23 protein-coding genes and 2 tRNA genes are annotated in these 19,797 nt (G+C 59.8%); 20 read left to right on the forward strand and 5 right to left on the reverse strand.

Features of this window, described 5'->3' with window-relative positions; all coding sequences use genetic code 11:
- Positions 1 to 111 precede the first annotated feature (111 nt).
- From WB402_RS00660 to WB402_RS00670, 3 genes are all read right to left on the reverse strand, one after another.
- Positions 112 to 924, reverse strand: a complete 813-nt coding sequence (locus WB402_RS00660; protein WP_424204757.1) for a thiazole synthase — start codon at positions 922 to 924, stop codon at positions 112 to 114.
- A complete protein-coding gene (gene thiS, locus WB402_RS00665) occupies positions 908 to 1,126 on the reverse strand; it encodes a sulfur carrier protein ThiS (protein WP_424204759.1) in 219 nt (72 codons plus the stop codon). The genes WB402_RS00660 and thiS overlap by 17 nt, the downstream gene beginning before the upstream one ends.
- 98 nt (positions 1,127 to 1,224) lie before the next feature.
- Positions 1,225 to 2,286 carry a GGDEF domain-containing protein gene (locus WB402_RS00670; protein WP_424204761.1) on the reverse strand — a complete coding sequence of 354 codons (1,062 nt, stop codon included), beginning with the start codon at positions 2,284 to 2,286 and terminating at the stop codon, positions 1,225 to 1,227.
- Positions 2,287 to 2,354: 68 nt separating this feature from the next.
- On the opposite strand from WB402_RS00670, the gene WB402_RS00675 reads away from it, so the two are divergent.
- From WB402_RS00675 to WB402_RS00695, 5 genes are all read left to right on the forward strand, one after another.
- A tRNA-Gly gene (locus WB402_RS00675) sits at positions 2,355 to 2,428 on the forward strand.
- Positions 2,429 to 2,456: 28 nt separating this feature from the next.
- On the forward strand, positions 2,457 to 4,373 hold the full coding sequence (locus tag WB402_RS00680) for an AsmA family protein (RefSeq protein WP_424204763.1): 1,917 nt from the start codon (positions 2,457 to 2,459) through the stop codon (positions 4,371 to 4,373).
- Positions 4,374 to 4,378: 5 nt separating this feature from the next.
- Positions 4,379 to 4,945 carry an SRPBCC family protein gene (locus tag WB402_RS00685; protein WP_424204764.1) on the forward strand — a complete coding sequence of 189 codons (567 nt, stop codon included), beginning with the start codon at positions 4,379 to 4,381 and terminating at the stop codon, positions 4,943 to 4,945.
- On the forward strand, positions 4,938 to 5,996 hold the full coding sequence (gene mutY, locus WB402_RS00690; RefSeq protein ID WP_424204766.1) for an A/G-specific adenine glycosylase: 1,059 nt from the start codon (positions 4,938 to 4,940) through the stop codon (positions 5,994 to 5,996). The genes WB402_RS00685 and mutY overlap by 8 nt, the downstream gene beginning before the upstream one ends.
- The gene (locus tag WB402_RS00695; protein WP_424204768.1) at positions 5,996 to 6,271 is read left to right on the forward strand and encodes an oxidative damage protection protein; all 276 of its coding nucleotides are present in this window, start codon (positions 5,996 to 5,998) and stop codon (positions 6,269 to 6,271) included. Before mutY ends, WB402_RS00695 begins: the two co-directional genes overlap by 1 nt.
- Before the next feature lie 43 nt (positions 6,272 to 6,314).
- Here the strand turns inward: WB402_RS00695 and WB402_RS00700 are convergent, their stop codons facing one another.
- Complete coding sequence (locus WB402_RS00700) at positions 6,315 to 7,703, reverse strand: CUAEP/CCAEP-tail radical SAM (seleno)protein (protein WP_424204770.1); 1,389 nt, start codon at positions 7,701 to 7,703, stop codon at positions 6,315 to 6,317.
- 179 nt (positions 7,704 to 7,882) lie between these two features.
- Between WB402_RS00700 and WB402_RS00705 the strand changes: the two genes are divergently transcribed.
- Positions 7,883 to 7,958, forward strand: a tRNA-Phe gene (locus WB402_RS00705).
- A gap of 80 nt (positions 7,959 to 8,038) precedes the next feature.
- Here WB402_RS00705 and WB402_RS00710 read toward each other — a convergent pair.
- Positions 8,039 to 8,482 carry a DUF169 domain-containing protein gene (locus WB402_RS00710; RefSeq protein ID WP_424204772.1) on the reverse strand — a complete coding sequence of 148 codons (444 nt, stop codon included), beginning with the start codon at positions 8,480 to 8,482 and terminating at the stop codon, positions 8,039 to 8,041.
- Here WB402_RS00710 and WB402_RS00715 point away from each other — a divergent pair.
- The 14 genes from WB402_RS00715 to sucD all read left to right on the forward strand — a co-directional run.
- Positions 8,472 to 8,657, forward strand: coding sequence for a putative 2OG-Fe(II) oxygenase (locus WB402_RS00715; RefSeq protein WP_424204774.1), 186 nt, complete (start codon positions 8,472 to 8,474; stop codon positions 8,655 to 8,657). The genes WB402_RS00710 and WB402_RS00715 overlap by 11 nt on opposite strands.
- Positions 8,658 to 8,831: 174 nt before the next feature.
- Positions 8,832 to 10,280 carry a Fe-S cluster assembly protein SufB gene (sufB, locus tag WB402_RS00720; RefSeq protein WP_424204776.1) on the forward strand — a complete coding sequence of 483 codons (1,449 nt, stop codon included), beginning with the start codon at positions 8,832 to 8,834 and terminating at the stop codon, positions 10,278 to 10,280.
- Between the two features lie 224 nt (positions 10,281 to 10,504).
- Positions 10,505 to 11,266, forward strand: a complete 762-nt coding sequence (gene sufC / locus WB402_RS00725) for a Fe-S cluster assembly ATPase SufC (RefSeq protein ID WP_424204777.1) — start codon at positions 10,505 to 10,507, stop codon at positions 11,264 to 11,266.
- Positions 11,267 to 11,279: 13 nt separating this feature from the next.
- Entirely contained in the window at positions 11,280 to 12,629 is a 1,350-nt protein-coding gene (gene sufD, locus WB402_RS00730; protein ID WP_424204779.1) for a Fe-S cluster assembly protein SufD, read from the forward strand.
- A complete protein-coding gene (sufU, locus tag WB402_RS00735; RefSeq protein WP_424204797.1) occupies positions 12,629 to 13,072 on the forward strand; it encodes a Fe-S cluster assembly sulfur transfer protein SufU in 444 nt (147 codons plus the stop codon). The genes sufD and sufU overlap by 1 nt, the downstream gene beginning before the upstream one ends.
- Before the next feature lie 6 nt (positions 13,073 to 13,078).
- Complete coding sequence (locus WB402_RS00740; protein WP_424204781.1) at positions 13,079 to 13,432, forward strand: DUF59 domain-containing protein; 354 nt, start codon at positions 13,079 to 13,081, stop codon at positions 13,430 to 13,432.
- 25 nt (positions 13,433 to 13,457) lie between these two features.
- On the forward strand, positions 13,458 to 13,778 hold the full coding sequence (locus WB402_RS00745) for a Rieske (2Fe-2S) protein (RefSeq protein ID WP_424204782.1): 321 nt from the start codon (positions 13,458 to 13,460) through the stop codon (positions 13,776 to 13,778).
- 255 nt (positions 13,779 to 14,033) lie between these two features.
- Positions 14,034 to 14,399: a TusE/DsrC/DsvC family sulfur relay protein gene (locus tag WB402_RS00750; RefSeq protein ID WP_424204784.1), complete on the forward strand. Its 366-nt coding sequence runs from the start codon at positions 14,034 to 14,036 to the stop codon at positions 14,397 to 14,399.
- 148 nt (positions 14,400 to 14,547) lie between these two features.
- On the forward strand, positions 14,548 to 15,183 hold the full coding sequence (locus WB402_RS00755) for a class I SAM-dependent methyltransferase (protein WP_424204786.1): 636 nt from the start codon (positions 14,548 to 14,550) through the stop codon (positions 15,181 to 15,183).
- A 59-nt stretch (positions 15,184 to 15,242) separates the two neighbouring features.
- Positions 15,243 to 15,839 carry a hypothetical protein gene (locus WB402_RS00760; protein WP_424204787.1) on the forward strand — a complete coding sequence of 199 codons (597 nt, stop codon included), beginning with the start codon at positions 15,243 to 15,245 and terminating at the stop codon, positions 15,837 to 15,839.
- A 21-nt stretch (positions 15,840 to 15,860) separates the two neighbouring features.
- Positions 15,861 to 16,115 (forward strand): hypothetical protein, encoded by a 255-nt coding sequence (locus WB402_RS00765; RefSeq protein ID WP_424204788.1) that lies wholly within the window; start codon positions 15,861 to 15,863, stop codon positions 16,113 to 16,115.
- Positions 16,116 to 16,899: 784 nt separating this feature from the next.
- Complete coding sequence (locus WB402_RS00770; protein WP_424204790.1) at positions 16,900 to 17,871, forward strand: HpcH/HpaI aldolase/citrate lyase family protein; 972 nt, start codon at positions 16,900 to 16,902, stop codon at positions 17,869 to 17,871.
- Positions 17,868 to 19,055 carry an ADP-forming succinate--CoA ligase subunit beta gene (sucC, locus tag WB402_RS00775; protein WP_424204792.1) on the forward strand — a complete coding sequence of 396 codons (1,188 nt, stop codon included), beginning with the start codon at positions 17,868 to 17,870 and terminating at the stop codon, positions 19,053 to 19,055. Before WB402_RS00770 ends, sucC begins: the two co-directional genes overlap by 4 nt.
- On the forward strand, positions 19,039 to 19,797 hold a 759-nt coding region (gene sucD, locus WB402_RS00780; protein WP_424204794.1), incomplete at its 3' end, for a succinate--CoA ligase subunit alpha. The genes sucC and sucD, both read left to right, overlap by 17 nt.

Here is a 19,797-nt window from a genome sequence, read left to right on the forward strand (position 1 = left end):
CACAAAGGGCGCGAAGGCAAAAATATCAGATAAGAAAATCCTTGGTTCTTTGGCGCGCAGCGCCATTCTTTTTTCTTTGCGTACTTCGCGTCTTTGCGGTGAGAAATCTTTTTAGAAAAACGTCCCGCCGAGCGGCGAGGATGGCGAACCGTACTGCTTGCGCGGCATGCGCCCGGCGAGGTAGGCCTCGCGCCCGGCTTCGATCGCCTTTCGCATCGCCTGTGCCATGAGCACCGGGTTCTGCGCCGCGGCAATCGCGGTGTTCATGAGCACGCCGTCGCAACCCAGCTCCATCGCAATGGCGGCATCGCTTGCCGTGCCCACACCCGCGTCCACCAGGACCGGCACCGTAGCCTCCTCGACGATGAAACGGATATTGTACGGATTGCGGATGCCCAGCCCCGAACCGATCGGCGCCGCCAGCGGCATCACCGCAACACAACCCATCTCGGCAAAGCGCCGCGCCACAATCGGATCGTCATTGGTGTACACCATGACTTTGAAACCGTCCTTGATCAGCGTCTCGGCAGCGGCCAGGGTCTGGGGAATATCCGGGTACAAGGTTTTTTCACTGCCCAGCACCTCGAGCTTCACAAGATCGTGCCCGTCGAGCAGTTCACGCGCGAGCCGGCAGGTACGCACCGCGTCTTCGGCGCTGTAGCAACCCGCGGTATTCGGAAGATAGGTATATTTCAACGGCGGCAATACATCGAGCAGACTCGGCTCGTTCGGATTCTGGCCGATATTGGTGCGCCGCACCGCGATGGTGATGATCTGCGCACCGCTCGCTTCCACGGCGCGCCGGGTTTCCTCGAGATCCTTGTACTTGCCGGTACCCACCAGCAGTCGCGACGTGTAGGTCCGGCCCGCGATCACCAGCGGATCGCTCGTTCTGGAACGGACTGTTTCAGCGGTTACTGCCATATACGCCGCCTCCGATTGCAAATACCACCTCAACGCGGTCATTGTCCTGCAACTGAAAACCCTCATGTTGGCTGCGCGGCACGATTTCCCGGTTGACCTCAACCGCCACGCGCCGTTCGCCAAGTCCCATGTCCTGCAACAGCACCGAAACCGTCAGCGGCGTCTTGAAACTCTTTTCCTGTCCGTTGAGCATGATCTTCATGACTGTGAATAAACATTCGAAAAACAGGTATATCCGTGCTGTCGGCACGGTTATTGTAATCCCGGTTATGGAATAACGCACGCCGGCACGGCGCGCGATCAAAAAAGCTCGATGTCGCCCGTGGCTACCGTCACCGGGGCAAGCTTTCCTTCCGCCACCAGCGCCTCGTAGCAACATACCTGATTGCGGCCATTAAGTTTGGCGTGGTACAACGCCTTGTCGGCCCGGTTGATGGTCGTGTCCACGCTCTCACCGGGGGTAATACACGCCACACCGATACTCACGGTCTTGCAGCCTATCTGCGGAAACTCGTAAGCCTCCAATGACCGCCGAAAAGAGTCCAGCACCGGCACGGAAGCCTCGGGGGCGATGCCGATCAGCACCACGGCAAACTCTTCGCCACCATAACGGAACATCATGTCCTGATGACGAAACGCGCGACTCATGAGTCGCGCGAACTGCACCAGCACCTCGTCGCCATACAGATGACCGAACTTGTCATTGACCATTTTGAAGTGATCAATATCAAACAACGCCAGGCAGTTCTGCTGCGCAGCCACATACGATTGCGCGCGCCGGTCCCGATGACCGGCGCTGAGGACCAAATGCTTGATGCGTTCGTCGAAAGATTGACGGTTATGCAGGCCGGTCAGTCCGTCCAGTTCGTTGCGCGAGAGCAGGTACAGCTGGTTGCTGAAAATCTGGAGAAGTCGCGCGAGCACCTCGTCTTCACCGCCCACCGCCCGCATGCCTTCGATCACCAGCATCGCCGTGACATGACCCACACCCATGATGGGCAATATCAGTCGACGGCCCTTCATGCCTGGCAGCTTGCGGCTGATGCGATTCTTCGTGCGCGCGCAGGCCAGCAGATCCTGGTCATACCGTATGGGCACCGGGACGGACAAAGGCTCGAGCCAGTCGCGCACGACGGCGCCCTGGAGGTTGCTTCCGTCCAATTCGTCATTTCTGTCGAGGTTTGAAACCGCCAACAGCCGGAAGCGCTCTGCGCGCACGTGCTGGCACAAAGAATCGATCAGGGACGTGGTCAATCCCAGCGCCTCGCGCTGGCATGTCAATGCCACAATCGCATCGAGATAGCTGATCAATAACGGATCAGCGTCGTTTTGCGGGCACGGCTTGATGTCTCGGGCTGTCAAGGTAGAATCTCTCCTACCAGTCGATTCGGCTGGTATGATGCTTTATATATGCATAAGCTGGGCCAACCGCGGGTGTAGTTCAATGGTAGAACTCTTGCTTCCCAAGCAAGTAGCGTGGGTTCGATTCCCATCACCCGCTCCACCCCCCCCTATCCGCACGGAGTATAGCCATGAAAAAACCCTTAAAAATCCTAGCTATCCTGCTGGGTGGGTTGTTGGCCCTGCTGGCAATACTCGCCGTCATCTTGACGCTGGTTTTCGACCCCAACGAGTACAAGGGAGAAATCATCAAGGCGGTCAAGGACAAGACCGGCCGGGAACTGCGTATCGACGGAAAGCTCGGCTGGTCGTTTTTCCCCTGGATCGGAATCGAGACCGGCAAGCTCGAACTGGGCAACGCACCCGGCTTCGGTGCCGAACCCATGGCGCACATCGACGCCGCCGGTGCCAAAGTGGAACTGCTGCCGCTGCTGCGTAAGCAAGTGGTTGTCGACACCGTTTTTCTCGACGGCCTGAAACTCAATCTCGCGCGCGACGCCGCGGGCAAAACCAACTGGGACGACTTGGTCAAGCCGTCCACGGCGGAACAAGCTCCCGAGAAATCCATCCCGGGCAAGGAGCCCGGCATCGGCGGCGTCAGCGTCAACAAGATCGATATCCGCAAGGCGGACATCGCCTGGAATGATCAGAAGAACGGCGCGCATTACGCCGTGCACAACCTCGACTTCAAGACCGGCAAGATCGTCACGAGCCAGCCGGTCGATGTCCAGCTTTCGTTCGATCTGGAAAGCGGCCAGCCGCCGCTGCGTACGCGCGTGGATCTGAAGTCCCGGATGAATCTCGACCTCGAGGCCCAGACACTGAACGTCGACAGCCTCACGCTGGCGTTGGGGGATCTCGCGCTGCAAACCAGTTTCAAAGGTACGCATATTTTCGACGCGCCGGCTGTCACCGGTGCGCTCGAAATCAGTCCTTTCAACCCGCGCGCGCTCATGGACAAACTGGGCGTGAAAATCGAAACGGCCGGCAAGACGGCGCTCACCAGGCTTTCGCTCAAAACAAAGTTTTCCGCGACGGCCGACAGTGTCGAGCTGAAAGACCTGGCAATCAATCTTGATGACAGCCGCTTGAACGGCTCACTGGCGGTGCGTCATTTCACCAAACCTTCCTATCAATTCGATCTCACACTCGACCAGATCGACCTGGATGCTTATCTCCCGCCGCCGGCACCGACCGCCACGTCCGCCTCCAAGCCGGGCACGGCCGCAACGGCAGCGCCGGTGGAAGTCCCGTTGTCGGCGCTGCGCGCGCTCGCCGTGCAGGGCAAGTTCCGCATCCTGCAACTCAAGGCGATGAATCTGCATTCGAGCGACGCGCTGATACAGGTTACGGCGGACAACGGCCTGATCGCGCTCGGCCCCAATCAGGCCAAGCTCTACAGCGGCAAATACGCGGGCCGCACCACGCTCGACGTGCGCGGCAAGACCCCGATGCTCGCCATCGATGAATCGGTCAGCGGCGTGGCGCTGGCGCCGATGCTCAAGGACGCCCTGCAGTTCGACAAATTTACCGGCACGGCGAATTTAAGCGCCAAGGTCACGGCCCAGGGACTGGATGCCAATCAGATCAAGGAAACGCTCAACGGTGCGGCCAGCTTCGCCGTGCAAAACGGCGCCATCAAGGGCATTGACCTGAAGAAAATGACCGACACCATCGAGGCCGCCAAGCGTGATAAAACCTATCAGAAGCTGACCGAGCTCTCGCCCCAGCCCGGCGATGAAACCCGCTTTTCCCAGCTGGGCGGAACGGCACAGATCAAAAATGGAATCGTTCAGAACAACGACCTGAAAATCCAGAGCCCAAATCTGCTGAACATCGGCGGCAAGGGTTCAGCCAATCTGCCTAGAGAAACCCTGGACTATACCGTCACACTCGGTTCATATCCGATTCTGATTGACGGCACCTTCTCGAAACCCCGATTCAAACCTGACTGGAACGCCATACTCAAGGAAAAACTGGAAGAAAGGAAATCGGAAATAAAACAAAAACTGCAGGAAAAGTTGAAAGACAAATTTAAACTTCGTTAACGGGCATGTCGAACGCGCGGCGCCACTCAGCGATCCTGCTGGCCACCGGCCTGCTGTTTCCGGTCCTTGCGGCCCCCGCCAACATTCTGCGCACCGAAGCCGCACATGACGATGGCCGTTACACAGTGTCCTTCGAAGTAGTTCTCGACGCCACTCGCGACAAGGTCTGGCGGATCATGACCGACTACGATCGCCTGACGCGGGTCTCCAAGATCATTGTCGAGAGCCGTATTCTGAAGCAGGAGGACGAGAACCGGCATCGCGTGGGCGTCACCTTACACGCCTGTGTCCTGATTTTCTGCAAAACCATGAAAAAGGTCGTCGACATCCAGGCCTGGCCGCGGAATGACATTGTTGTGATCGGCGACCCGGCCCTCAGCGACTTCAGCTATTCGGTTGAACGCTGGCGAGTCGTCGCGGAGGGCGCGAAAACGCGGCTATATTATTCGGCGGAAATGGTGCCGGATTTTTTTATCCCGCCGCTGATCGGCCCGTGGCTGATGAAATCTTTTCTGCAGAAGGAAATCCAGGCCACCGCGATCCAGGTAGAGGCTCTGGCCGGTCATGAGTAGCGCTTCCCTCAGCCGGCGGCTGCTCGCGTGGTACGACCGCCACGGACGCAAGACCCTGCCGTGGAAACGCAGGCGCGATCCGTACCGCATTTGGGTGTCGGAAATCATGCTGCAGCAGACGCAGGTGACCACCGTCATCCCTTATTTCAATCGTTTCATTGCGCGGTTTCCTGATATTAAGGCGCTCGCGCGCGCGAATCTGGACGAGGTGCTGCATCTCTGGACCGGTCTCGGGTACTACGCCCGCGCACGCAACCTGCACAAAGCGGCACGGCACATTGTGGAGGTGCACGCCAGTGTATTCCCGCGCCGCTTCGAAGCGGTGGCGGATTTGCCGGGCATCGGCCGTTCCACCGCCGGCGCGATTCTGGCGCTGGCCTTCGGCCAGCGACATCCGATACTCGACGGCAACGTCAAACGAGTGCTGGCACGCTATCACGCCGTTGATACGCTGCTCAACAAACGCGAGACGGAAGACCGCCTGTGGCAACTGGCCGAAAAACACACGCCACGAACGCGCGTGGCCGACTACACGCAGGCGATCATGGATCTGGGCGCGACCGTGTGTACTCGCACCAAACCCCGATGCACGGCCTGTCCGCTGCGTACCGACTGCCATGCCTGTCGGCTCGGCGCACCGCAGGACTATCCAGTACGCGCGGCTAAACGCAGCGCGCCGGTCAAGGCCACCCGCATGCTCATGATTCGTGACCAACGCGGACGCGTTTTGCTGCAACGGCGCCCGCCGGCGGGACTGTGGGGCGGCCTGTGGGGGTTTCCCGAATGCGCCGACGGCAACGCGCGACGCTGGTGCCGCCAGCAACTCGGCTTGAACATCCAGACCGATGCACCGTGGCCGGTGCTGCGTCATTCCTTCAGCCACTTTCATCTCGACATCACGCCGATACCCGCGCATGTGGTGGGGGGAACGGACCAGGCGATGGAGAATGCCGAAACAGTCTGGTATAACGTGCGCCGGCCGGATCAGCGCGGATTCAGCGCGCCGGTAAAACGTCTGCTCGAACAATTGAGAAGCATGGAGTCGAACTAATGGCCCGCATGGTGAAGTGCATCAAACTCGGCAAAGAGGCCGAAGGACTGGATTACCCGACCTACCCCGGTGAGCTCGGCAAGCGTATCTGGGAGAGCGTCTCGAAGGAGGCGTGGAAGATGTGGCTTGGCCACCAGACCATGCTGATGAACGAGTATCGCCTGAGTCCCATGGACCCCAAGGCGCGCAAGATGCTCGAGGGTGAAATGGAAAAATTTTTTTTCGGCGAGGGCTCGCAGTTGCCGGCCGGTTACGTGCCGCCGGCCAGCAAGTAACACCTCTTGTCAGCAGTTTGATCTCGGCGCTCCGCGTTCTGTTTTAAAAACTCTGCAACTGCTGGTCGGTCGGTTCGGCGCAGCAATACCACGGTTCGGACAGGCGCGGGATAGGCGCGCCCATACCGGTATCCGCCAGCACGGGAGCATCCACGCCCAGCTCCACATGCGCCAATCCCCAGATGCGCGCGAATATCTCACGCCGGCTCAAGCCTCGGGCCTCGGCCTGCGCCACCAGTTCCTGTACCGAGCGCTGCAAGCGATCGACGCGCGTGTCGGGATTTTTCCAGGGGAAGCCCAGGAGTTTGGGGTCGAACTCGCCGATGTCCGCCTGAAAACCCGGCAGCGCTAACAGCAACGACCCCTGCGGGATCAGCAGGCGGATCGCCAATTGAATCGGTGGCACGCTTTCGACCAGATCGAGTTCGAGCAGGCGTTTGAGCAGTTCGATATAACCCCCCAACGTGGTCCAGGGCGTGAACGCCACGAACGTCGGCGCAAGCGCGATACCGGACGCGCGGCACAGCGCCACGGCGCGCGCGAAATCCTCATTCGTATGGTTCTTGGCGAGCAGTTCGAGCACGCGATCGTCGACCGATTCCACCGCGGCGGTGATGAAAAGACAGCCGGTGGCTGTTAATACCGGCAGCAGCTCGGCATGGTCGATGAGATGCTGGACCTTGATGGTGGCATCATAGGTAATATCCGGAAATTCGGCGTGCAAGGCCTGCACGAGCTTGAGTGCATGCGTCGGGCCGTTCAGAAAATCCGGATCGCCGAAGGAAATATGTTGCGCGCCGGCCGCCACTTGCTGGCGCAAGTCGGCCATCGCGACATCCACCGGTATGACTCGGAATATGCCGTGATACACCGGCACCACCGGGCAATGGCGGCACAGATGCTTGCAACCGCGGCTGCCCTCGACGAAGCCAACGGTCTTGCGGCCGCCATCCGGCAATTGCAAATGGGCGTAACGCGCCAGCGGCGGCAACGCGTGTCGGTCCGGCGTGAGAAATTCAATTTTAGAAAGATTCACCACCGGCTCGGTTTGCACCTGGCCGTCGCCGGCGCGCAGGCGTTCCACCAGCGACACAAGGGCCGGCTCGACCTCGCCGCCCAGCACGGTGTGAACGCCCAGCTCGCGCAGCCGCTTTTCATTCATCGGCGCGTACAGGCCGTACACGCACAGATGCGCCCGGGGCGCGAGCGTCTGGATGCGCGGTATCGCTTCCACCGCGATGCGTGTGGCGGTGTGCATGGCGACATAGATCGCCACGACATGGGCATCGCGCAACACCTCGGGCTCTAGACGTTGCAGCGTGAGATCGAGACAATGCACCTCGCAACCGGCGCGTCTGAGCCAGGCGGCCGGTTCGGCCAGACCGAACGGCTGGCGGCCGATTTCGTAGGGATTGATCAGGACGACTTTCATGCGAGCGAGTGCGGGTAGCGGCGAGGCCAGACCTTAAATCCTGGCCACGAATTGTTCAACCTGTTAAAAATCATGGCTGTTGGCGCGCAACGACGGTGGTTTTTTTGGCGAGTCAAGCGCATGAATTCGGCGGTTTGTACAACCCCCGTCAAGTTCACTATAATGCGGCGCTCTTTTAAGGCCGGGTAGCTCAGTTGGTAGAGCAGCGGATTGAAAATCCGCGTGTCGTTGGTTCGATTCCGACCCCGGCCACCATTCTCCCCGTTTGCTCCGTTTAGTGTCCGCTTGCATTTCAGGGTTCGTGCTGCTCTTGCACGAACCTGGAAAAGCGTTGTTCAGGCGAACGAGGTCTTTTGTTTATCGTACACGCACTGCACCGCCGCATTGGATTGGGCGGTCTGCTCGAGGCCACGGCATAGCCCTTCCACCGATTCGCCCGGCACGACCAGCAGCATGTAATGGTCGGGTATCTCGGTGAAGGTACGCATGCCGGCGCAGCCGAATGACAACACCGCTTCGGCGTGATGGTAAGCGAGCGCCAGCGCACCGCAGGCCGGCCGTCCGGTGGTGCGCAAACCCTTGCCGGACTTCCAATGCGCGCTGCCCATGGCTTCCTGAATCAGCATCACCTGCCGTCCGTCGATCCACATGAGCACCAGCTCCGGAGCCGAAGACGCCGCGCATAGCGGCGTGTAGTGCCAAGCCTTGTGCTCGGGCAGGCGCGGGAGCGCCGGCACCTCCTCGGGCATGATGTAAGAAACGCCGGTCGTGGAGCTCACGGTCGAAAATACCGACCAGGTCGTGGTAACAGTGAAGAACGGCACCCTGCTTGTTTTTCGCGCCTATCTGCAACACTCCGTTGACACCAACATGAGCGAGGAAGAGAGAATCAGCATCAGCTTCAATATCATGTTCTCTTCGTTCACGGAGAATCTGAGTAAACCGTTATGGTGAACCCCAACTGCCATTTGAGTTAGTTAAGAGTAAACCCCTGTTTTACCAGGGGTCGATAGTTGACTGAAACAATCAACAATAGTATTTTAATACCTGACTACTTTAGTATGTTATTCCTTACCCGGGACGCGGGTATTTCCAGACCGCGCTACCGCTTGGCATTTGGAGGTAACGATGTCCAGATCAACGGAACAGATCGACACCCTGCTCAAGCGGGAATACAAGGCGGGTTTCATCACGGACGTCGAGGCGGATTCGGTTCCGCCCGGTCTCAGCGAGGACATTATTCGCCTGATTTCGGCCAAGAAAAACGAACCGGAATTTATGCGCGAGTGGCGGCTCAAGGCCTACCGGCACTGGCTGACCATGGCCACGCCGATCTGGGCCCATGTGCATTACCCTCCGATCGATTATCAGGCCATCGTCTATTACTCCGCGCCCAAGGTCGGAAAGGACGGGCCCAAGAGTCTCGAAGAGGTCGATCCCAAGCTGCTCGACACCTACGAGAAGCTCGGCATCCCGCTCAAGGAGCGCGAACTGCTCGCCGGCGTCGCGGTAGATGCGGTGTTCGACAGCGTGTCCGTGGCGACCACGTTCAAGGAGAAGCTCGGGAGTCTCGGAATCATATTCTGTTCGTTTTCCGAGGCGGTGCAAAACCACCCGGAGCTGGTGCAAAAATATCTCGGTTCGGTCGTGCCCTACACCGATAATTTCTACGCCACGTTGAACTCGGCGGTGTTCACCGACGGCTCGTTCGTGTACGTGCCCAAGGGCGTGCGCTGCCCCATGGAGCTGTCCACGTATTTTCGCATCAACGCCTCCAAGACCGGCCAGTTCGAGCGCACGCTGATCATCGCCGACGAGGGCGCGTACGTGAGTTACCTCGAAGGTTGCACCGCGCCCATGCGCGACGAAAACCAGCTGCACGCGGCGGTGGTGGAGCTTGTCGCGCTCAAGGACGCGCGAATCAAATATTCCACGGTGCAGAATTGGTATCCCGGCGATGAGCAGGGACGCGGCGGCATTTTTAACTTCGTGACCAAGCGCGGCGCCTGCCGCGGCCCGAACGCCAGAATCTCCTGGACGCAGGTGGAGACTGGCTCCGCCATCACCTGGAAATACCCGAGCGTGATCCTCGAAGGCGACAACAGCGTGGGCGAGTTTTATTCGGTGGCGGTGACCAATCACTATCAGCAGGCCGACACCGGCACCAAGATGATCCACATCGGCAGGAACACGAAGAGCACCATCATCTCTAAGGGCATTGCTGCGGGCCGCGGGAGCAACGCCTATCGCGGGCTGGTGAAAATCCTGAAGGGCGCGGAGAACGCACGCAACTATACACAGTGCGATTCGCTGCTCATGGGCGACAAATGCAGCGCGCATACCTTCCCGTACATCGAGGTGAAAAACCCCACGGCCAGGGTCGAGCATGAGGCAACGACGTCCAAGATCAGCGACGATCAGCTGTTCTACTTGCAGAGCCGGGGGCTGTCCACCGAGGACGCCGTGTCCATGGTCGTGAACGGTTTCTGCAAGGCGGTGTTCAAGGAGCTGCCCATGGAGTTCGCCGTCGAGGCGCAGAAACTTTTGGGCGTGAGCCTGGAAGGCGCCATTGGGTGAGGCGGGGAAGTCGCGGATGCACTTAACGTTTGCAGCCCAAGGTGCAACAAGAATCGTTGCACCCGTTCAGCAGCGTCGACACACGTTAAGTGTGTCGACGACTTCTCCGCTTCACCCGCGCCGTCGAACGCCCGCACACGGACGTGCGGGCTGGGGTCAGGTGGATCGAGAAAGCTGCGCCAGGGACGGCAGGATAGTCCGGAAACTAGAGCGAGGAATTTTGCGTGTTATCCATCAAAAATCTGCATGCGAGTGTTGACGGCAAACCGATCCTCAAGGGTGTCAACCTGGAGGTGAAGGCCGGCGAAGTGCACGCCATCATGGGGCCGAACGGCTCCGGCAAGAGCACGCTCGCCAATGTGCTGGCCGGGCACGAACACTATGAGGTGACGGCGGGCGAGGTGATTTACCAAGGTCGGAACCTGTTGGAACTCCCGCCCGAGGAGCGTGCACGGCAGGGCATGTTCCTCGCGTTCCAGTATCCGGTGGAGATTCCCGGCGTGAGCAACATCTACCTGCTCAAGTCGGCGCTCAACGCCATCCGCAAGTCCCAGGGCCTGGCGGAACTCGATGCCATGGATTTTCTCGCGCTGGTCAAGGACCGTATGAAACTTGTGGAGATGCCGGAGGAATTATTGTACCGCTCGGTCAACGAAGGCTTTTCCGGCGGCGAGAAGAAACGCAACGAGATCCTGCAGATGGCGGTGCTGGAGCCGAAACTCGCCATTCTGGACGAGACCGACTCGGGACTCGATATCGATGCGCTGCAGGTCGTGGCGCGAGGTGTCAATGTCCTGCGCAGTCCGGAGCGCGCGATCATTCTGGTTACCCATTATCAGCGCCTGCTCAACTACATCGAGCCGGATCAGGTGCATGTGCTCGTGGACGGACGTATCGCCAAATCCGGCGACAAGACCCTGGCTTACGAACTCGAGAAACACGGCTACGGGTGGATCACCCAGGAAGTCGCGCCGGCGATCGCCTGAAACCGAGGTTTTTATGGACCCGAACAGCACACCCAAAGAAACCTATCTCGACGCCATGGGTGCGGCGGAGAAAGGACTCGCTAAAGCGCCGTCCTGGCTGCGCGACCTGCGCCGGGGCGGTGCCTCGCGTTTCGCGGAGGTCGGATTTCCGACGACGCGGGATGAGGCGTGGAAATACACCGACGTTACGCCGCTTGTCCAGACCGGCTTTAAACCGGCAGCCAGGGACGTGAATGGCGTGGACTCGGCACAGCTTGAAGGATTCTGGTTTGAAAATCTGCCGTCGCATCGTCTGGTTTTCGTGAATGGCCATTATTCCGAAAAATTGTCGGCACCGGGCGCGTGGCCCAAGGGTGTCACGATGATGGGTCTGGCCGAAGCGCTGCACGATCAGGCGCACATGCTCGAGCCTTATCTCGGCCATTACGTCCCGGAAAAGATTCACGGTTTCGCCGCATTGAATACGGCCTTGTTCACCGACGGCGCTTACATCCATCTCGGCCGTGGTGCGCGTCTGGCGAAGCCGATACACCTGTTGTACGTCACCACCGGCGCGGGCGGCCCCCTGCTCTCCCAGCCGCGCAACCTGGTGGTGGCCGAAGAGGACAGTCAGGCGGTCCTGATCGAGAACTACGTGGCCGTCGGCGAGGCGTCTTATTTCACGAATGCATTGACCGAAGTGGTGGTCGGTACGCATGCCATGATTGAGCACTACCGGCTGCAGGAAGAGGGCGCCAGCGCGTACCACATCGGCGGCATGCACGCGCATCTCGACCGTGACGGCCGGTTCACGGCGCACGGTATCGATCTCGGCGGGCGGCTGGTGCGCAACGACCTGCGCAGCGTGCTGGATGCCGAAGGCGCGGAATGCCACCTGAACGGTCTGTACGTGATCGGCGGCCGCCAGCACGTGGACAACCACACGCACATCGACCATGCCAAACCGCGCGGCACCAGCCGCGAATTCTACAAGGGCGTGCTCGATGGCCGCTCGCGCGCCGTGTTTCACGGCCGCGTCGTGGTGCGGCCCGATGCCCAGCACACCGACGCCCAGCAGGTGAACAACAACCTGCTGCTGTCGCGCGATGCCGAAGCCGACACCAAACCGCAGCTCGAAATCTACGCCGACGATGTGAAATGCGCCCACGGCGCCACGGTCGGACAACTGGACCCGGATGCGCTGTTTTACCTGCGGTCACGCGCCGTGGATGAAGCCGCGGCGCGCGACCTGCTGACCTATGCCTTTGCACGGGATGTGTTGAGCCGCCTGCGTCTCGAGCCGGTGCGGTCGCAACTGGAGCGCAACCTTGCCGCCAAATTGAGGTTGACGGCGCTGCACCAAGCCAAGGAGGTGTTTCAATGATGTCGGATCTGCGCGCCTTGTACGAAGAAGTGGTTCTCGACCATAACCGCCGTCCGCGGAACTTTCAGAAGCGGCCTGCGGGCAGCAACCATCACGCGCACGGCTATAACCCGGTGTGCGGCGATGATTTCACCGTTCATCTCAAAGTGGAGGACGGCGTTATCAAGGACGTGGGTTTTGAAGGCGCCGGCTGCGCCATCTCCACGGCTTCCGCGTCGCTGATGACCGAAGCGCTGCAAGGCAAGACCGTGCAGGAGGCGGAGACGCTGTTCAAGAACGTGCATAACCTGCTGACGCAAGAAGGCGAGAGCGGTGAAGTCGGCAAACTCAAAGTGCTGGCGGGCGTGCATGAGTACCCCGCCCGCGTCAAATGCGCCACGTTACCCTGGCATACCTTGCGTGCGGCGCTGCATGACGAGCGCGGCACGGTGAGCACGGAGTGATGAACGATGAATCTCGATCTGATCAAGCTGGCGCGGGAACAGGCCGGGACCGAAACCGGTCTGAAGCAGCAGGTTATCGACGCGCTGCGCAAAATTCATGACCCCGAGATCCCGCTCAACATTTACGACCTCGGGCTGATTTACGCTCTCGACGTGGATGAGCGCGAAGGCAAGGCGCATATCCGCATGACCTTGACGAGCCCCGCTTGCCCGGTGGCGCAGACTTTCCCGTGCACGGTGGAATGCGCCATTAAACAGGTGCCTGGCGTAAAAGAGGCGCAGGTGGAGTTGGTGTGGGACCCGCCGTGGAGCATGGACACCCTGTCGGAAGCGGCCAAGCTTCAGCTCGGCTTGGTCTGAACAGCACAAAACCTGGAGCCGTGCCATGTCAGACTGGGCGGATGTCGCTAAGATCGGTGAAATCCCACCGGGCGGATCAAAGCTGGTGTATCTGGATGGCGTCAAGGTCGCGGTATTCAACCTTGGTGGCGAATACCACGCGATCGAAGACATCTGTACCCACGACGGCGGCGAACTCGCCAGTGGTACGGTCGAAGGCGAAGAGATCGTCTGCCCGCGCCATGGCGCCAGGTTCAATATCAAAAGCGGCGCGGTCACGGCGCCACCCGCCTATGAGCCGGTGTATAAATTTCCGCTGCGCGTGCAGGACGGTGCGATCCAGATCCGCGACGACCGCTGGGATTAGCGATAGCTACTCCGTCGCCATGGCGATGCTGCCGTGGGGCGGACCAGAATTATTCGTTATGCTGTGATGAGGGACTGAAATAACTCGCGGCACTGGCTGTGCGGAAATATTTTTCACGAGATTATGAAAGTTTCATTGGCAGGAATAGTCAGGGTTTGATGCCATCCAAAATCATGTAGTTGATGTCCTAAAAGGGTGGAAAACTAAGCATGTAAACCATGTACTTCTGGGTATTGAAGAAAGGAGGGACGAGCCATGAGTTTATTAGATGCGATCAAGACAGCTGGAAGCGTATCGAATAAGGATCCCAAGTTCCCTCATGCACCGGCCGACTGGACGAAGGAGATGGCCCTTAAGACCGCACGGCAAGAAGAGCTGGTGCTCGGCCCGGATCACTGGGAAGCAGTACGCGCGCTGCAGGAGTATTACACCAAGCATCAGGAGATCACCCTCAGCATGCGTGAACTGCACGATGCGCTCGATGAACACTTCCACGGTAAGGGCGGGATCAAGTATCTCTATCAGCTTTATCCGGGCGGGCCGGTGGCGCAGGGTTGCCGGATTGCGGGACTCAAGGCACCAGCGGGGTCAACCGATAAAAGTTTCGGAAGTGTAGTCTAGGCGAGATCGCCGTACGTTCGGTCTTGAAGTGAGTCATGCTTTTATAGGCACGCGATGGAGCTTCGTCCGTATCTCGACCCTGGTCTTGTCCGGTGGATCAGGAGGTGTGATACGGGGTAACGTGCTTTTGAGTAAATGAAGTGTTTTCATGAAACTGAACCCGCAAGACCTTGAGAAAATCGCCGGTCTCACCCTGGAAAATTACGACCAGCGCGCCGATGATTTCTGGAAAGGCACGCACGATCACGACGTCAGCCAGAACGTCACGGCGCTGTTGCAATACATCGAGGCTGAGCCGCCGTTCACGATACTCGATTTCGGCTGCGGGCCGGGGCGCGACCTCAAGACGTTTGCCGGACTCGGTCACATCGCCGTAGGTTTGGAAGGCGCCGCGCGCTTTGCCGACATGGCGCGCGCCCACAGCGGCAGCGAGGTGTGGCAGCAGAATTTCCTCAGGCTCGATCTTCCGGATCAGCATTTCGATGGCGTGTTCGCCAACGCCGCGCTGTTTCATGTCCCCAGCCAGGAGTTGCCGCGCGTGTTGCGGGAATTGCACGCCACGCTGAAACCGCGCGGCGTGCTGTTCAGCTCGAACCCGCACGGCCAGAACCAGGAAGGCTGGAACCGTGGATGTTACTGCGCGTACCATGATCTGGAAACCTGGCGCCGTTATATGTCCGCCGCCGGCTTCGTTGAGCTGACTCACTATTACCGCCCTGCCGGTGTGCCGCGCGCACAGCAGCCGTGGCTGGCGAGCGTGTGGCGCAGTATTAAACGAGATTGACGCCACGATATGAATGACACCATCATGGCGAACTAAATGGTTCCGTACAGGGAAGACGTATGAGTGACAGATCGGCGGAGAACGGTGCTGAAAAGCGGTTGATGTCCGCCATGCGCATGGTCGGGCTCCTGCTTTTGCTTCTGACTGCCGGATGCGCCAGCGTGAAGCGTGCGCCGCCGCCGACCGCTGCGCCGGAGACGGAGACGGCGGCGGCAATCGAGCCGTCCGTGACCCAGCCCACCGAGCCGAGCGTCGCCAAGGCCGAACCGCCCGAAACCAAGGCCCCGGCAAAGGTACCCACGGAACGACCCGTTAAGAAACCGAGCACCGCGCCCAGCCCTGAAAAGAAAGTGACATCGCCGCCGCTAGACCTGACGGCGCTGGAAACCCGGCTCAAGGAAACCAAGGCCATCGGCGTGTTCACCAAGATCACGCTCAAGAATCAGGTCGATGACCTGCTGAATCAATTCCGGGCGTATTACCAGGGGCGGACCAAGACCACCCTCGCCGAGCTGCGGCAACCATACGAGTCACTAATCCTCAAGGTGCTTGCTTTGCTCCAGGACGGCGATCCGGAACTGGCCCGCGCGATCGTGGCCTCGCGCGAAGCGATCTGGGGTATCCTGGCCGATCCGGCCAAGTTTGCCACTCTCTAATCTGACAGCAGGAGAAACCCGATGCACAAACATGTGAAGGCTTGGACCCTGATAATCGCGCTGGCGGCGTTTTGCACCGGACCGTTGCAGGCGGCGGAGGACGCAGCGCTCCTCAAGGACATGACGTCGGTGATCGCGCTCCTGGGGCTGCCCTGCGGTCAGGTCGTCAGCGTTATCACGAAAGGTGACAACGATCACATGGCGACATGTAAAGACGGAAACCGCTACCGGGTATTCTTAAACGCCGAGGGCCGGGTTGTCGCGGAGAAACAATAAAAGGCCTGCAAGCAAAATTCCCCCTGCTCTCATTACTTCCGTTTTTCATGAGCCCCTCCTGTCGCAGTACCAAGGTGCACGGGTGGTAGTGCTTGCGCCAAACTTCCCTCTTAAATTTGGCCAGCTACCAAGCCAGTGCCTTAAACTAGATTGACGGCGCAGTATGAATGCCGCCACGATGGCGTAATTAAAGGTGCCACAGGGCGTCTAATTTTAATTGTCCTGATTCGTGAAACGGCTCTGCGATGAATCCATACGCATACTATCTTATTCTGCCGGCTCTCTCTTTCTGCATCGCTATATGGTGTTTCTTCATGGCGATAAGAAGATTAAAGGCCCGTAAACACATTTTCAAACGAGGGACGAAAGAAACGGGGTCGGAAAATAGCGTAACCCTAATATGGGCGCAGATCATCGGCATATTTATGCTCGGTATAGTTATGCTCGTATATACATTGATCTATGCGGTCATTGTGTTACCGCTGTTTTATTTAGATAAATGAGCCTGAAACGGCGTTGACCACTCACGGAAGCGGATCAAGGGCTCGAATTTGACACGCTATCAAACCAGTATCATGAATGAGATTGACGGTGGGGCTGCTTGACGCCATGATGACGTCATAGAAAAATCATAAAGCGGCGCGCGCCTGTTAGCTCAGTCTGACCCAAAATAACCACGTAAAAATCTCGCTAGGCAAACCAGCGAACCTGACGATTGAATGCTTTTAGGTAGTGTCAAGGAAAGTCTTACCAGAATAACTACCGACACCAGGAAAGGACCTTAATGCCCATCAAGGACCGTCTCCATCGAAGTGAGCTTGCCGTTCCCGGGAGTAATCCGCGCATGCTGGAGAAGGCCCCCACGCTCGGCGCCGATATCGTTTTCATGGATCTCGAGGACGCCGTGGCACCCGCCGACAAGGAGCAGGCGCGCAAGAACGTTATCCACGCCCTGCTGCATCACGATTGGTCGCGCTGCGCCGTTTCCGTGCGCATCAACGCCCTCGATACCCACTACTGTTACCGCGACATCGTGGATATCGTGGAACAGGCAGGTAAACATCTCGACACGCTGCTGGTTCCCAAGGTTAATACCCCCGAGGACATCTACTTCGTGGCCACCTTGCTGTCGCAGATCGAGGCATCCAAGGGACTTAAACCCATCGGCATCAATGCGCTGATCGAAACCGCGCGCGGCATGGCCAACATCGAGGACATCGCCGCGACCTGCCCCGAAAGAATGGAGGCGCTGGTTTTCGGCGTGGCCGACTTCGCGGCCTCGACCCAGGCGCGTGTCACGCACATGGGCGGAGCCAATGCGGATTATACCGTGCTCACACACGCGGATGGCGGCGGTCGTGAACGTCACTGGAATGATCAATGGCACTACGCGCAGGCGCGCCTCGTGGTCGCCTGCCGCGCCTACGGCCTGCGTCCGATCGACGGGCCGTTCAGCGACATCCAGGATGCCGAGGGTTATCGCTCCGCCGCGCGTTCGGCGGCCGCGCTCGGTATCGAAGGCAAGTGGGCGATTCATCCCTCGCAGATCGCGCTCGCGAACGAGGTGTTCACGCCCACCGATGCCGAGGTCACGCGCGCCGAGCGGATTCTGGCGGCGATGGCGGATGCCGCCAAACGCGGCCTGGGGGCAGTGACGCTCGATGGCCGCATGCTCGATGCCGCCTCGATCCGCCAGGCCGAGGTCGTCATGGAGAAAATGCTACGAATCAAAATGGGTCAGGAGCAGCCAGCATGAATATTCACGAGTTCCAGGCGAAGGATTTGATGCGTCAATACGGCGTGCCGGTGCCCGCGGGCAGCGTGGCGCACAGCGTGGAACAGGCGGCGGCCGTGGCCGAAGAACTCGGCGTCAACCGCTTCGTGATCAAGGCGCAGATCCACGCCGGTGGCCGCGGCAAGGCCGGCGGCGTCAAGCTGGCGCACACCGTTGACGAAGTGCGCGCGGCGACCGATGAAATGATCGGCCGTTCCCTTATCACCGCCCAGACCACCCCGCAGGGGCAACGCGTGCAGCGCGTGCTGATCGAGCAGGCTGTCGACATCGCCCGCGAAGCCTATTTCGGGCTGGTCATCGATCGCGCCAGCCAGCGCATCACGATCATCGCCTGCGATGGTGGCGGCGTCGAGATCGAAGAGACCGCGCGTAATGAGCCGGCGCGCATCCTGCGTGAGGCGGTGGACCCCGCGGTCGGATTGCTCGACTTCCAGTGCCGCAAGGTCGCCGCGCATCTGAGCTTGGGCGGCAAGCAATTGCCCGCCGCGGTGAAGCTGATGAAGTCTCTGTACCGCTGCTTTCGCGACAACGATGCCGTGCTGATTGAAGTCAATCCGCTGGCCGTCACCCTGGACGGCCGCCTGCTCGCGTTGGACGCCAAAATGCAGTTCGACGATAACGCCATCTACCGTCGGCCGCACATCAGCAACCTGCGGGATTTCGACGAGGAAGACCCCAAGGAAGTCGAAGCCGGCGCGCATGGCCTCAACTACATCGCGCTGGAGGGGAATGTCGGTTGCATCGTCAACGGCGCCGGTCTCGCCATGGCCACGATGGACGCCATCGCCCTGCACGGCGGGCGGCCGGCGAATTTTCTCGACGTCGGCGGCGGCGCCTCGCCGGAAAAAGTCACCAACGCCTTTCGCATCGTGCTGCTGGACAAGAACGTCAAGGCGGTGCTGGTCAACATCTTCGCCGGCATCAACCGCTGCGACTGGGTGGCCGAAGGCATCGTGCGCGCGATGCGTGAACTCAACGTCAAAGTACCGGTGGTCGTGCGCCTCGCCGGCACCAACGTGGAACAGGGGCGCGCGGTCCTGGCCCAGTCCGGTCTGAAATTTCTCACTGCCAACAATCTCGACGATGCCGCGGCCATGGCCGTGCGCGCCACCAGCGGAGCTATCGCCCATGAGCATCTTTGTTAATAAATCCTCGCGCGTCGTGATCCAGGGCCTGACCGGCCAGCACGGGAGTTTCCACGCTGAGGAATCCATCAAGATCGGCACCAATGTCGTCGCCGGCGTGACGCCCGGCAAGGGTGGCACGAAGCATCTCGGTATTCCCCTGTTCGATACCGTGCACGAGGCGGTGGCGCGCACCGGGGCCGACATCGCCGGCATTTTCGTGCCGCCGCCGTTCGCCGCCGACGCCATCATGGAAGCCATCGACACCGGCATCCGCACGATTGTCGTCGTTGCCGACGGCATCCCGGTGCAGGACATGGTGCGCGTCAAGCGTTATTCCGCCGGGCGCGACGTGGTGATCGTCGGCCCCAACACGCCGGGCCTGATCACGCCCAATGAATGCAAGGTCGGTATCATGCCGGCGCATATCTACAAACCCGGAAAGATCGGCGTGGTCTCGCGCTCCGGCACGCTCAATTACGAAGCGGTCGAGCAAATGGCCGAATACAAGCTCGGGCAGTCCACCTGCGTCGGCATCGGCGGCGATACGGTCACCGGCACGGATTTTCTGACCGTCATGCGCGCCTTCAAGGACGACCCGGACACCGAGGCCGTGGTGATGATCGGCGAGATCGGCGGCAGCCAGGAGATCGAGGCCGCCGCGTGGGCGAAAGAACATCTCGGCAAGCCGCTAGTGTGCTTCATCGCGGGGATTACCGCCCCGTCACGGCGGCGCATGGGCCACGCCGGCGCCGTGATCGCC

The sequence above is a fragment of the Sulfuricaulis sp. genome, from assembly GCF_049587675.1.
Taxonomy (GTDB): domain Bacteria; phylum Pseudomonadota; class Gammaproteobacteria; order Acidiferrobacterales; family Sulfurifustaceae; genus Sulfuricaulis.